This window comes from Kitasatospora sp. NBC_01539 (genome assembly GCF_045040525.1).
Lineage (GTDB): Bacteria > Actinomycetota > Actinomycetes > Streptomycetales > Streptomycetaceae > Kitasatospora.
Map to the genome: position 1 here is coordinate 362,831 of NZ_CP109390.1, position 12,815 is coordinate 375,645.

The window sequence follows — 12,815 nt, forward strand, 5'->3', positions numbered from 1 at the left end:
CGGGCCGTCACGGCTTGGACCTGTCCCCGCCGTCGGAGACGCGCTCGAACCCGCGGATGTCGGGGAACGGGGGCCGGCGGTCGGCCTGGAGGTCCACCTGGAAGGTGTTCAGACACATCCCGAGCATGGTGAAGTTGCCGAGGGCGCCGATCGCGTCGACCAGGCCCTGCGAGCCGAAGTAGCCGTGGGCCCGGGCGAAGGTCTCGTCCGACACGAAGTGGTCGACGAGCACCTCCCTGCAGAACTGGTAGAACGCCTGGTCCCCGTCGTTCTCGAAGACCGCCTCGCGGCGCTCCGCGATGGCCTCGACCACGGCCTCCGGCACGCCCGCCTCGACGGCCGAGGCCACGTGGGCGTTCCACGAGTACTGCGCGTCCCAGTTGCGGGCCGCCATCAGGAGCGTGAGTTCGCGCAGGTGCTCGGGGAGGCTGCAGTCGAAACGGGCGAACGCACCGAGCGACTCGACCCGCTCGCACAGCGCGGGGCTCTGGAGCCAGACCCGGAACGGGCCACGGACGCCACCCCGCCGCGCGACGATCCGCGCGGCGAGTTCCTTCTGGTGATCGCTCATCTCTTCGTCTGCCAGAACGGGAAGCCTCATGGTCGGGTCCTGTCTCTCATCCGTTAACACGGGTGGAACATCTGTCTGCTGGCTGCTGACCGTACCTCCGGACCGGGAGCGATCCACCCCTCCAGGAATGCAAGGTAAAACTGCACGCCAGGGCCCCCTCGTTCACCCGGACGGCACCTACCGTCGGACGGGACACCGACCTCGAAAGGGATTCACCATGAGCGTCATCATCAAGGCCGCCGTCGTCCGCCGGCTCGACCGCGGCGGGGCGATCGTCACGACCCCGCTGGTCACCACCGCGGCCGCGGACGGCGAGAACCTGATCACCAGCGGCATGAGCGTGTACCCGGTGGGATCCGGCGCCCCCATGCACTCGCACAACTGCGACGAGCACGTGACGATCCTGGAGGGCGAGGCGGAAGTGCTGGTGGAGGGGCAGGTGACCCGCCTGGAGCAGTTCGACACCACCTACATCCCGTCGCCGGTCCCGCACCTCTTCCGCAACGTCGGCACCACCCCGCTGCGGATCCTCTGGGTGTACACCTCGGGCACCGTGACCCGGACGTTCAGCGACACCGGCGTGACCGTCGAGCACCTGTCGGCGCAGGACCAGATGGCGTGAGACCCCGGTGGGCGTGAGCGGCCCGCCCCGGCCCGGCAACGGACGGCGGTGGACCGTCCGGCTTCCTCTCCGCGACCGTGAACAGCGGAGACGGCCCCACAGGATCCCGATCGTGGAAGTCGAGGGTTTCCTCATGACCGGGCCGCGCACGCGCGCCCGGGCGCCGCGGCGTCAGCCGCGGTCGAGCAGGTGCCGCATGACGCGCCGGAAGACCAGTCGCCCGCACCAGGCGGTCGGGCGGTCGAGGAGGCGCGGCAGCGCTGCCACCCGGAGATCCTCGCGCCACTGCACGACCGACCCTCCCCGGTACGGGCGCACCTCGATCTCGGCCCAGCCGGTCACCACGCGCCCGCGCTTCTCCAGCCGGCACAGCCCCGGCCGGTCGGCCTCCGGCGGCTGCCAGGCCGTCACGGTCATCGGGTCGTCGAAGCCGAACGGCCCGAGGGCGGTCCGCGCCGTGAAGCCGGCTCCCTCGCCCTGCGGGGACGCGCCGGTCAGCCGGATCACCGTGAACGGCACAGGGGCGGCGTGGCGCTCCCAGTCCGTCATCCGGCGCCAGGCCTCGGTGCCGGACAGCGCGGAACGACGGGTGATCCTCAGGAGCGCCATGCCGCGATCCTAGGCCGTGCCGGCCCGGCCGCCGGGGACCGACAGCCGGGGACCGACAGCCGGCGGCCGGGCAGCCCGTGAACCGGTCGGGCTCAGGATCCGTCCGCGGGGCGGCGGGCCGCCCACAGCGTGCGCGTGGACCGCACCACGAGGTCGTCGCGGTGGCGGACGTCCTGCGGGCCGCCGTCGAGGAGGGCCCCGAGGGCGTCCAGGTCGGCCGGGCCGACCCGGTCGCGGACGGCGCCGCGGATCCGGTCGAGCACCTGGTGCGCGTAGAGACCGGCACCGGCCGGCAGCGGGGCGCGCACCTCCAACTGCTCGGTGCGCTCGGCCTCGACCGTAAGACCTGCCGCCACCAGCAGTGCACCCCAGTCCGCGCCCAGGTGCGGCACCTGCTCGGCGTGGACCACCGACAGCACCTCGCGGCAGCGTGCCTCCAGGCCCGGGCCGCTCGTCCCGGGCCCGTCGCCCGGCTCCCCGGGCGCGTCGGGCGCGTCCTCCGGCAGGAAGCGCGGCAGCCCGTCCATCTCGACGACGGCCAGCAGGCCGCCGGGGCGCAGCGCGGCCCGGATCCCGGCGAGTCCCGCGGCGGGGTCGTCCAGGTGGTGCAGGGAGGCCGACGCCCAGACGAGGTCGGCGTCGGTGATGCCGGGCAGGCCGGCCGCGGCGTCGGCCTCCAGGGTGCGGACGCGGTCGCCGAGGCCCCTCGCGCGGGCGGCCGCGGTGAGGCGGTCGAGCATCGCGGGCGAGGTGTCGACCGCCGTCACCCGGGCCGCGGGAAAGCGTTCGAGCAGCGCGAACGTGCCGGTGCCGGTACCCGCGCCGAGGTCGACGACGTGGGTGACGGCGTCACCGGCCAGGTCGGCGAGCCGGCCGGTCACGGCGGCGAGGTACGGGGCGAACACCACGGCGTCGAGGTCGAGCATCTCGGCGAGGCCGTCCTCGTGACCGGGGCCGTGGTCGTGGTCGTGGTCATGGCCGGGGCCGTGGTCGTGGCCGGGACCGTGGTGGTGGCCCTGGCCGTGGTGGTGGCCGTCGGCGTGGGCGGGCGCGCCGGGGCGGTGCGACTCGGGCGTGTGCGGGTCGTGTGGTGCGGGGTGTGCCATGCGGCCGACCCTACAGAACCTTGCAGCAGAGGCATGCACTCTTGCCGATGACGCAAGAAGGCGGCGGATTCGACGGCGCCATGCGCAAGGCGCCGCCGATGCTCCCGTACCGCACGGCACCCCGACCGCGGTCGACCGCGCCCGGACGCCCGGACGCCCGGCCGCCCGGCCGCAGCGCGAGCGCACTGCTCGGCGGGCCCGGTACCACGGGCCGGACGGGCCGCGCGGCACATTCCGGCAGAGTCCGTCCTCATGGGCGAACCACGGGCTGACACCGGTACGTCAACCCCCTTCCGGGGCAAGCCTGGTGCACCACCGGCCCGGCACGCGCCCCCTTCCCACTGGTGTGCGAGTCACCTGAACATCCACCCGAAAGGAACGAAATCATCTATACAGAAGCATTGTTGAGGTTTCGTCAGATACCCGCCGCAACCGGCTATGCTGCTTCCCGCCCGGCGCACCGCTCCCCCGCCGCACCCGGGTGGCGTGGGGTGGCGCGCGCCCCCGGCCACGGGTGGCGCGCAGCCTCCGGCGCCGCCACCCCCCGCCCGTCCACCCCTGCTCTCCCGATCGTTTGAGGATGCTGATGCTTCGTGCTGGATCGTCACCCGGAGGTCAGGGCCACGCTCACGTCCTCGTGTGGCTGCTGCCCACGGCCCTGACGGCCGTCGCCGCCGTCGTCGCCGTCGCGGCGTCCTCCGCCGGCGCCCGTGCGGGTGTCGTCTGGTGCGGCGTCGTGGGTACGGCGGCGGTGGCCGTGGTGGCGGCCGAGGCTGCGCGCCGCGGGCGCGTGCTGGAGGCCCTGCGCGTGCAGTACGCCCGGCACGACGCCGAGTTGCGCCGACGGCTGGCCCGGCAGGAGACCGAAACGGTCCTGCTGGCCACGGTCGCCCTGCCCGAGGCCGTGTCGCGCCTCCAGCGCGGCGAGTTCACCGAGGACGTGCTGAAGGCGTACGAGTCGCACGAGACCGTCACCGGACCGGAGTTCCAGGCCGCGCGCCAGGCCGTGCTGCGCACCGTGCTGGAGGCCGTCGACAACGAGGAGGGCATGCGCGAGTCCGCGCAGCGGGCCTTCGTCAACATCGCCCGCCGGGTCCAGGCCATCGTCCACCGGCAGGCACAGGACCTCCGCGAGATGGAGGACCGGCACGGCAACAACCCGGCCGTCTTCGACGACCTGCTGCGCCTCGACCACGGCAACGCGCTGGTCGGGCGCCTCGCGGACAGCATCGCCGTGCTCGGCGGCGCCCGCCCCGGCCGGCAGTGGAGCAAGGCGGTGCCGCTCTACAGCGTGCTGCGCGGCGGCATCTCCCGGATCCTCGACTACCAGCGGGTCGAGCTCCACCCGGTGTCCGAGGTCGCCGTGGTCGGCCCCGCCGTCGAACCGCTCATCCACGCGCTCGCCGAACTCCTCGACAACGCCACCCGCTACTCGCCGCCCCACACGCACGTCCATCTGACCGCCGTCGAGGTGCAGACCGGCATAGCGATCGAGATCGAGGACGGCGGCCTCAGCCTGAGCGAGGAGGGCCGGGCCCGCGCCGAGCGGATGCTCAAGGAGGCCCAGGCGGGCATCGACCTCAACGACCTCGGCGAGACCCCCCGGCTCGGTCTGGCCGTCGTCGGCCGGCTCGCGCAGGCGTACGGCTTCCAGGTCTCGCTGCGCCCCTCCGCGTACGGCGGCGTCCGCGCCGTGCTGATCGTGCCGCAGGACCTCCTGACCACGGCGCCCGCCCCCGGGCGGGCCCACGGCATCGGCGCCGGCCCCGGCCTCTCGCCGTCGGGCGCGGGACGGGTGCGGGGCACCTGGACGGTGCCCGCGCCGTCCACGGAGCAGTCCTTCGGGTCGGCCCAGGGGGCCTTCTCCGGGCCGGTCACGGCCGACGGCGACATCGCCGTGGTGAGCCGCCGGACCCCGAACGGCCTGCCGCAGCGCCGCCGCCATGCCGCGCCCTCCCGCGCCGCGGGCACCCCGGCGGCGCCCGCGGTCCCCGAGCCGGCGCAGGCGCCGGTGCAGCCGGGAATGTGGCTGGCGGCGTTCAACGACGGGGTGAACGGCCACGCATCGCCTGCGGAAGGCGGCGGCCGCACCAGTGACGAGTCTGCAGGGAAGGGCGAGCAGTGATTCAGCAGCGGACCAACATGGACTGGATGCTCAAGGAACTGGCGGACGGCGTCCCGCACGCCCGGCACGTCGTCGTGCTCTCCGCCGACGGCCTGCGGATGGCGCAGTACGGCACCGATGCCGACACCGCGGACCGCCTGGCCGCGGCCTGCGCCGGCCTGCAGAGCCTGGCCGCCGCCGTGGGCCACGAATTCCCGCACGGCGACGGGCGGATGCGGCTGGTCGTGATCGAGATGGGCGGCGGCTTCTTCTACCTGATGGCCGCCGGCGCCCGGGCGTACCTCGCGGTGCTGGCCGACGCGGGCGTCGACGCGGGGCTGATGGGCCAGCGGATGCGCGACCTCGTCGCCCGGATCGGCGAACACCTCAGTACGCCTCCGCGCAGCGGCGAGCAGGTCGCGTGAGTGCAGCCGACCAGGACTGGGACGAGGGCCACCCCGAACGTCTCTACGTGATCACGCGCGGCCGCAGCGGTATGGCCGCACGGACCACGTTCGACCTGGTCACCCTGGTCGTCTCCCGTTCGGAGCCGACGCCCACCCTGCCGCCGGAGCACGCGGCGATCCTGCGGATCTGCGGCTCGCCGCTCTCCGTGGCGGAGATCTCCGCCCACCTGCGGCTGCCCGTGAGCGTGATCACCGTGCTCCTGACGGACCTCCTCGCCGAGGAGCGGATCGAGGCCCGCGCCTCCGTCCCGCCCGCGGCCCTTCCCGACCGTGCCCTGCTGGAGGCGGTGATCCATGGACTTCAGAAGCTCTGACACGGTGGTGGGGCCGCAGCACGCGGACCTGCTCCCGGCCACGGCCGCCACGGCGGTCAAGGTGGTGATCGTGGGCGGTTTCGGCGTCGGCAAGACGACCCTGGTCGGCTCCGTGAGCGAGATCCGTCCGCTCACCACCGAGGAGACGATGACGCAGGCCGGGGCGGGCATCGACGACACCGCCGGGGTGGAGCGCAAGACCTCCACCACCGTCGCGATGGACTTCGGCCGCATCAGCATCAGCGACGAACTGGTGCTGTACGTGTTCGGCACGCCCGGGCAGGAACGGTTCTGGTTCCTCTGGAACGGCCTGTTCGAGGGGGCCCTCGGCGCGGTCGTCCTCGTCGACACCCGCCGCCTCGAAGTCAGTTTCGACGTGATCGGGCGGCTGGAGGACCGCGGCGTGCCCTTCGTGGTCGCGGCCAACACCTTCCCCGAGTCGCCGGCCTACCCGACCGAGGAGCTCCGCGCCGCGCTCGACCTGCCCCCCGAGGTGCCGATCGTCGCGTGCGACGCCCGGACCCGGGAGTCCAGCCGCGACGTCCTGATGGCGCTGATGCGCTACCTGTACCACCTCTCGGCCCCGGCCGTGCACTGACCGTGCTCCGCCCCCACCGCCCGATCGCCCGATACGCCGACCGCCTCACGCCGACCCCGGAGATGCCGTGACCACCGCGTTCCCTGACGATGCCTCCCTCACCCCGCCGCCCGGCTGCCCCGCCCACGGGCTCGGGCTCGGGGCCGACGGCCTCCGGCGGCTCTACGGGCCGGAGGCCGAGGCCGACCCGGCGGGACTCTACGAGAAGCTGCGCGCCGAGCACGGCGAGGTGGCGCCCGTCCTGCTGCACGGCGACCTCCCGGCCTGGCTGATCCTCGGCCACGCCGCGAACCTCACGGCCATGCGCACGCCGTCCAGGTTCTCCCGGGACTCCCGTCGCTGGACGGCCTTCCAGGAGGGCCGGGTGACCCCGGACAACCCGCTGATGCCGGTGATCGCCTGGCAGCCCCTGTGCGTGTTCGCCGACGGCGAGGAGCACAAGCGCCTGCGCGGGGCGGTCACCGACAGCCTGAACCGCTTCGACCGCCGCGGCATCCGCCGCTACGTCACCCGCTTCGCGGACCAGCTGATCGGGGAGTTCGGACCCGACGGCCGGACCGACCTGATCGCCCGGTTCGCCGAGCACCTGCCGATGCTCGTGATGACGCAGGTCGTCGGCATGCCCGAGGAGTACGGCCCCAGGCTGGTCGACGCCGCGCGGGACCTGATGAAGGGCACCGAGACGGCCATCGCGAGCAACGACTACGTCGTCGCCACGCTGCGCCGGATGATGGAGCGCAAGCGGGAGGAGCCCGGCTCCGACCTGGTGTCCTGGCTCATGCGGCACGATGCGGAACTGACCGACGACGAGGTGCTGGAGCACCTGCGGGTGGTGCTGCTCGCCGCGAACGAGACGACCGTCAACCTGATCGCCGACACCCTCAAACTCGTCCTGACCGACCGGCGGTTCCGCGCCCACCTCTCCGGCGGGCACATGACCCTGCCCGACGCCCTGGACCAGGTGCTCTGGGACTCCGCCCCGATGTCGCTGGTCGCGGGGCGCTGGGCCACCGGCGACACCGAGCTCGGCGGCCAGGAGATCAGGGCCGGCGACATGCTGCTGCTCGGTCTCGCCGCAGGCAACGTCGACCCGGCCATCCGCCCCGACCTCACGGCGCCGCTCCACGGCAACCGTTCGCACCTCGCGTTCGGTGGCGGCCCGCACGAGTGCCCCGGCCAGGACATCGGCCGGGCCATCGCGGAGACCGGCATCGACATCCTGCTGACCCGCCTCCCCGACCTGGAACTCGCCGTGCACGAGAGCGAGTTGACCTGGACATCGGCCTGGATCTCCCGTCACCTGGTCGAGCTCCCGGTCCGCTTCACCCCGCGGACGGCGACCGCCGGGGAGCCCCCGGCCGCCGGCGGCACGGTGCCCGCCACCCCGACGACGGTACCGACCGCACCGACCGCACCGACGACGGCACCGCCGCCCGCGGCCGCGCGGCCCGTGGACCCGCCCGCACCGGCCCCGCACCCCGCCGCCACGGCCGCCGTCCCCCGGCAGCGGCGCTGGTGGAGCGCACTCACCGCGCGGTTCCGGCGCTGACGGCTCCCGGACTTCGACCGGGCTTCGACCGGGGCTCGACCGGGACTCCACCCGGGCCGGCACGACCGGTCCGACCGGTCCGACCGACACGCGCCTGCGGGCCGCCACCCCGGGGTGGCGGCCCGCAGGCGCGTGGAGGAACGGGCGGTCAGAGGAACGGGCCGCTGTAGAACGGGCCGTAGTAGCCCGTGTAGGCGTCCTGGAGAGCGCTGTCCGGGCCGTGCCGGTCCGGCTCGAACTCGGGTCCGCCCTTGATCTCGTCCCTGCTGCGGTCCACGTGGACCTTCCGGCCCTCCCGGTCGACCTGGACGACGGTGCCGGCGGGCAGCAGCACACGCCTGCCGAAGATCCACGGGCCGGTGTCCACGACGAGGTACGCCGAGCCGACCTCCTCCGACAGCCGGTCGATCCTGCCGATGTGGCCGTCGGTCGCCTCGACGTGGTACCCCACCAGGTCCGTGCCGGAGACATGGCCGGCCGTCGTACGGAACTCCCAGATCTCGGTGCCGCTCATGGCGCCTCCCTTGCGTCCTCGTGCCGCACCGGCTGTACCCGGCGCGGTCGGTCGTGCAGGGCTCCGCCTGCCCCGCACCCGGCGGCCCACACGGGTGGGCCCTGCGCTCCCCCCGGCCCGGGGCCGGGGAGCGCCGCCGAGTGGGCGGCCGCCGGGCAGGCGCCGTACGGTGGGCGTGGCGGCTGCGGCGCACCGCGCCCGGAGGTGATCATGAGCAGCAACGGCGGCACGGAGAACGACGGCCCGCCCACCGGGGGCGGCGACGACCAGCAGGACACCGGTCCCCTGGATCCCGAGAACACACTGGACGACCGCGGGTACGACGACGTCCTGGACGAGGGCTACTCGCCACCGGAGCGCCCGTACGGCGTCGACCGGCCGGGCACCACCGTGGCGGAGCAGCGCGACGGGGAGAGCCTCGACCTGCGGCTGGCCCGCGAGCTGCCCGACGTCGCGCCGGACGACGGCGACGGCATCGGCGACCTGGCGGGCGGCGACGGGGAACCGGTGGACCGCGAGGTCGGCGACGACCGGGCGGGACGGCTGGTGGCCCCCGACGAGGGCACCCACGGGACGGTCGACCGGGAGCTCCTCGCCTCCGACGTCGGGATCGACGGCGGGGCGGCCTGCGCCGAGGAGGCCGCCATGCACATCGTGCCGCCGGAGGAGCCCGGCACCGAAGCCCCGTAGGACGGCGGGCGGCCCGCCCCCGGGCAGGCCGCCCCGACCCGGCGACCCGCCCGGAGGCTGCCATGACGACCCCGCCCGACCCGCACCTGGCCATGGTCCGCGACGTCGCGCCGCGCACGCCGGAGGGCTGCGAGGACTGCCTGCGCCTCGGATCGTCCTGGGTGCACCTGCGGCTCTGCCTCACCTGCGGCCACGTGGGCTGCTGCGACTCCTCGCCGCTGCGCCATGCGAGCGCCCACGCGGCGACCGCCGACCACCCGGTCGTCCGCTCGTTCGAGCCGGGCGAGGACTGGCGCTGGTGCTACGTCCACGAAGCCGTGGTCTGAGCCCGGCCCGCCATCCCGGGCCCGCCGCGGGGCCGCCCGGGGCCGATCGGGTGGCGCGTGCCGTGTCCCGGTGCGGGCGGCACGCGGCGCCGTGGGGAGTGCGATTCAATCCCACGGTGCGCCGGGCGCTCGACAAGGAAGGCGGCCGTGACCGACGAAGACATCCTCCTGGGCATCGCCCTCACCGTCGCCCTCGCCACGGGTTCGCAGGTCCTGGCGAACAGGCTGCGCGTCCCCGCCCTGATCGTGCTGCTGCCGGTCGGCTTCGCGGCGGGCGCGCTGACCGACGTCATCCATCCCGCACGGCTCGTCGGACCGGACTTCCCCGCGCTGGTCTCGCTGTCCGTCGCCGTGATCCTCTACGACGCCGGCCTCGGGCTCAACCTGCGCAACCTCACCGGGCGCACCCGGGGGATCGTCGGGCGGCTGCTGCTCATCGGCATCCTGGTCACCTTCTTCGCCGTCTCGGCCATCGGACCGGCGCTGTTCGGGATCCCCCTGCGGGTGGCCGCGATGATCGGCGTGATTCTCGTCGTGTCCGGCCCCACCGTCGTCGGCCCCCTGCTCGAGTACGTGCGGCCGACGGACAAGGTACGGCGCATCCTGATCTGGGAGGGCACGCTGACCGACCCGATCGGCGGCATCCTCGGCGCCATCGTCTTCCACGCCGTCGCGACGACCGGCCAGATCGACATCGGCCGGGGCTACCAGATCGGGCAGTTCCTCATCAGCATGGGCGTCGGCCTGGTGGGCGGCGCCGTGGGCACCGGCCTCCTCTGGCTGGCACTGCGCAAACTGCGGCTCGGCGAGACGCTCGGCACGCTGGCGCAGCTGGCGACGGTCGTCGTCGTCTCCGCGGGCTGCGACATCGCCCGCGACGACACGGGCCTCATCGCGGCGATCGTCACCGGACTCGCCGTCACCAACCTGCCGGGCCTGGACATGCCGGCCCGCAGGCCCTTCCTCGAAACGCTCGTCCAGCTGATCATCGGTCTGCTGTTCATCTCGATCTCCTCCGCCGTCACCCCCGCGTCCGTGACGCCCGTGCTCGTCCCGTCCCTGATCATGATCGTGGTCCTGGTGTTCGTGCTGCGTCCGCTCATCGCGTACGCGGCGGCCCGCGGTTCGGGGCTCACCCGGGGGGAGTGGGGCTTCATCGGGTGGATGGCGCCCCGCGGCATCGTCGCCGCGTCCACCGCGTCCGCCTTCGCCGCCACCCTGGTGCAGAAGGGGCTGCCGGGTGCCGCCAAGATCCTCCCGATCACCTTCCTCGTGATCGTGGGGACGGTCCTGCTCTACGCCCTGACCGCCGCCCCGGTGGCCCGGCGCCTCGGCGTCGTGCGGCCGAGCCGGACCCGGCCGCTGCTCGTCGGCGGCGACCCGTGGGTGATCGGCCTGGGCACGGCACTGGAGACGGCGGGGCTCGACGTGCTGATGTGGGCGGGGCTCGACGAGGAACGCGAGCGGATCAGGGCGGCCGGCATCGAACTCGCGCACGGCGAGATGCTGGCGACCGCGACCAACCCGCGGGCGCGCCTGGAGGGCGTCACCGCGGTGTTCCTGCTCACCGACGACGACGACTTCAACGCGCTCGCCTCGGTCGTCGTCAAGGACAACGTGGAGGGGCCGGTCTACCGGGTGGGGCCCCCGCGGGACAGCCACGGCGTGGTCGCCCCGTACACCGGGGGCGACATCCTCTTCGGCCGTACGCTCGTCCGGCACGTCCTGGCGGAGCGCTACCGGCAGGGCGCGCGCTTCCTGGTGCAGTCCGGCGGCGCGCCGGTCCCGCCGGGTCACGACACGCTGTTCACCCTCCGCCCCGACGGCAGGCTCGACCCGGTCACCGCGTCACGGCCCGCCGCGCCGCAGGAGGGCGGCACCGCCGTGCTGCTGGGCCCCGCAGCGGGCGCGGGGTGACCGGACGGCGGCGAGCGCCGCGACCCCGTCCCGAAGCCGAATCCGGAAGGTGCCCCCTGTGAGGTCCTCCTCCCCGCCGGCCCGTCGAGGACGCTCCCCGCTCGGGCGGGCCCGATGACGTCGTGGGCCGCCCGCTTCCGGCTGCGGCAGTACGCCAAGGCCAGCCTGTGGATCGTGCCGCTGTTCGGGCTCCTGCTCGGGGTCGTCCTGGCCGAGTGCGCGGCCGCCGTGGACGGGGCCTCCTGGCTGCCGAACACCTGGGCCTACTCCGCGTCGACCGCGAGCAGCGTCCTCAGCTCCGTCGTCGGCTCGATGATCGCGCTGCTCGGGTTCGTCGTGACGATCGGCGTCCTCGTGATCCAGCAGGCCACCGGCACGCTGTCGCCGCGCTACATGCGGCTCTGGTACCGCGACCGGCTGCAGAAGGCCGTGCTGGCCACGTTCACCGGCACGTTCTCGTTCGCCTACACCCTGCTGCGGAGCATCGAGTCCGACTCCGTCCCCAACCTCGGGGTCACGCTGGCCGGCGTCGCCGTCTCCGTGAGCCTGCTGCTCCTGCTGATCTACCTCAACCGCTTCACCCACAACCTGCGGCCGGTGGCGATCGCCGACCTGGTGGCCCGCATGGGCGAGAAGGTGCTGCACAGCACCGCGGCGCAGGTCCGGGACGCTGCCGTACCCGGTGCCGGCCCCGCCCTGCCGGCCGGGCCGGTGACCCGTGTCCGTGCCGGGCGCGGCGGGGTGGTCCAGGCGTTCGACGCGGCCGGGATGGTGCGGCTGGCGGCCCGGCACGACTGCGTCCTCGTCATGGCCCGCGTGGTGGGTGACTTCGTGTCGCCCGGCGGCATCGTCGTCGAGGTCCACGGCGGCGCCTCGGCGCCCGACCGGCGGGAGGTGGCCGGGCTCCTGGCCCTCGGTGCGGAGCGGACCATCGAGCAGGATCCGGCCTTCGCGCTGCGCATCCTCGTCGACGTCGCGATCCGGGCGCTCTCCCCCGCGGTCAACGACCCCACCACGGCGGTGCAGGTGCTCAACCACGTCGAGGCGTTCCTGCACGCCGTCGGCCGGGTCGGGCTCCGCGGCCGTTACGTGCTCGGCGACGGCGGCGGCCGGCCCCGGCTCGTGGTGCCGGGCCGGGCCTGGGAGGACTACCTCCAGCTCGCCGTCACGGAGATCCGCGACTACGGCGCGGGCTCCGTCCAGGTCTGCCGGCGGCTCCGGGCGATGCTGGAGGGGCTCCTGGAGTCCCTGCCCGCCGCGTGCCGGCCGGCCCTCCTCGCGGAGCTCGCCCTGCTCGCCGACGCGGTCGGGCGGGAGTTCGCCGATGCGCCGCGCCGCGCCGCGGCGCGGACGGCGGACCCGCAGGGCATCGGCGGCGGACGGCACCCGGACGGGGGCGGCACAGCGGTCCCCTGACCGCCCGGCAGG

General features: G+C 74.3%; 14 protein-coding genes. 10 read left to right on the forward strand and 4 right to left on the reverse strand.

What is annotated here, in order from left to right; genetic code table 11:
* Nucleotides 1-7 precede the first annotated feature (7 nt).
* Entirely contained in the window at nt 8-571 is a 564-nt protein-coding gene (locus OG335_RS01480) for a carboxymuconolactone decarboxylase family protein (RefSeq protein WP_405009112.1), read from the reverse strand.
* A gap of 217 nt (nt 572-788) precedes the next feature.
* Between OG335_RS01480 and OG335_RS01485 the strand changes: the two genes are divergently transcribed.
* Nucleotides 789-1,193: a cupin domain-containing protein gene (locus tag OG335_RS01485; RefSeq protein WP_405009113.1), complete on the forward strand. Its 405-nt coding sequence runs from the start codon at nt 789-791 to the stop codon at nt 1,191-1,193.
* Nucleotides 1,194-1,364: 171 nt separating this feature from the next.
* Here OG335_RS01485 and OG335_RS01490 read toward each other — a convergent pair whose 3' ends face one another.
* Together OG335_RS01490 and OG335_RS01495 are read right to left on the reverse strand one after the other, a co-directional pair.
* Nucleotides 1,365-1,802 (reverse strand): SRPBCC family protein, encoded by a 438-nt coding sequence (locus tag OG335_RS01490; RefSeq protein WP_405009114.1) that lies wholly within the window; start codon nt 1,800-1,802, stop codon nt 1,365-1,367.
* A 92-nt stretch (nt 1,803-1,894) separates the two neighbouring features.
* Entirely contained in the window at nt 1,895-2,908 is a 1,014-nt protein-coding gene (locus OG335_RS01495) for a class I SAM-dependent methyltransferase (protein WP_405009115.1), read from the reverse strand.
* A gap of 586 nt (nt 2,909-3,494) precedes the next feature.
* Here OG335_RS01495 and OG335_RS01500 point away from each other — a divergent pair.
* From OG335_RS01500 to OG335_RS01520, 5 genes are all read left to right on the forward strand, one after another.
* Nucleotides 3,495-5,033, forward strand: a complete 1,539-nt coding sequence (locus tag OG335_RS01500) for a sensor histidine kinase (RefSeq protein ID WP_405015278.1) — start codon at nt 3,495-3,497, stop codon at nt 5,031-5,033.
* Nucleotides 5,030-5,437: a roadblock/LC7 domain-containing protein gene (locus tag OG335_RS01505; RefSeq protein ID WP_405009116.1), complete on the forward strand. Its 408-nt coding sequence runs from the start codon at nt 5,030-5,032 to the stop codon at nt 5,435-5,437. The genes OG335_RS01500 and OG335_RS01505 overlap by 4 nt, the downstream gene beginning before the upstream one ends.
* Nucleotides 5,434-5,793 (forward strand): DUF742 domain-containing protein, encoded by a 360-nt coding sequence (locus tag OG335_RS01510; protein WP_405009117.1) that lies wholly within the window; start codon nt 5,434-5,436, stop codon nt 5,791-5,793. Before OG335_RS01505 ends, OG335_RS01510 begins: the two co-directional genes overlap by 4 nt.
* On the forward strand, nt 5,774-6,391 hold the full coding sequence (locus tag OG335_RS01515; protein ID WP_405009118.1) for a GTP-binding protein: 618 nt from the start codon (nt 5,774-5,776) through the stop codon (nt 6,389-6,391). The genes OG335_RS01510 and OG335_RS01515 overlap by 20 nt, the downstream gene beginning before the upstream one ends.
* A gap of 67 nt (nt 6,392-6,458) precedes the next feature.
* Complete coding sequence (locus OG335_RS01520) at nt 6,459-7,940, forward strand: cytochrome P450 (protein WP_405009119.1); 1,482 nt, start codon at nt 6,459-6,461, stop codon at nt 7,938-7,940.
* Between the two features lie 148 nt (nt 7,941-8,088).
* Here OG335_RS01520 and OG335_RS01525 read toward each other — a convergent pair whose 3' ends face one another.
* Nucleotides 8,089-8,454 carry a PRC-barrel domain-containing protein gene (locus OG335_RS01525; protein ID WP_405009120.1) on the reverse strand — a complete coding sequence of 122 codons (366 nt, stop codon included), beginning with the start codon at nt 8,452-8,454 and terminating at the stop codon, nt 8,089-8,091.
* Nucleotides 8,455-8,664: 210 nt separating this feature from the next.
* Here OG335_RS01525 and OG335_RS01530 point away from each other — a divergent pair, with 210 nt between their 5' ends.
* The 4 genes from OG335_RS01530 (at nt 8,665) to OG335_RS01545 (ending at nt 12,803) form a co-directional block, all read left to right on the forward strand.
* Nucleotides 8,665-9,144: a DUF5709 domain-containing protein gene (locus OG335_RS01530; protein WP_405009121.1), complete on the forward strand. Its 480-nt coding sequence runs from the start codon at nt 8,665-8,667 to the stop codon at nt 9,142-9,144.
* Between the two features lie 62 nt (nt 9,145-9,206).
* Nucleotides 9,207-9,470, forward strand: a complete 264-nt coding sequence (locus tag OG335_RS01535; RefSeq protein ID WP_405009122.1) for a UBP-type zinc finger domain-containing protein — start codon at nt 9,207-9,209, stop codon at nt 9,468-9,470.
* A gap of 147 nt (nt 9,471-9,617) precedes the next feature.
* Nucleotides 9,618-11,387 carry a cation:proton antiporter gene (locus tag OG335_RS01540; RefSeq protein WP_405009123.1) on the forward strand — a complete coding sequence of 590 codons (1,770 nt, stop codon included), beginning with the start codon at nt 9,618-9,620 and terminating at the stop codon, nt 11,385-11,387.
* 114 nt (nt 11,388-11,501) lie between these two features.
* Nucleotides 11,502-12,803 (forward strand): DUF2254 domain-containing protein, encoded by a 1,302-nt coding sequence (locus OG335_RS01545; protein ID WP_405009124.1) that lies wholly within the window; start codon nt 11,502-11,504, stop codon nt 12,801-12,803.
* Nucleotides 12,804-12,815 lie beyond the last annotated feature (12 nt).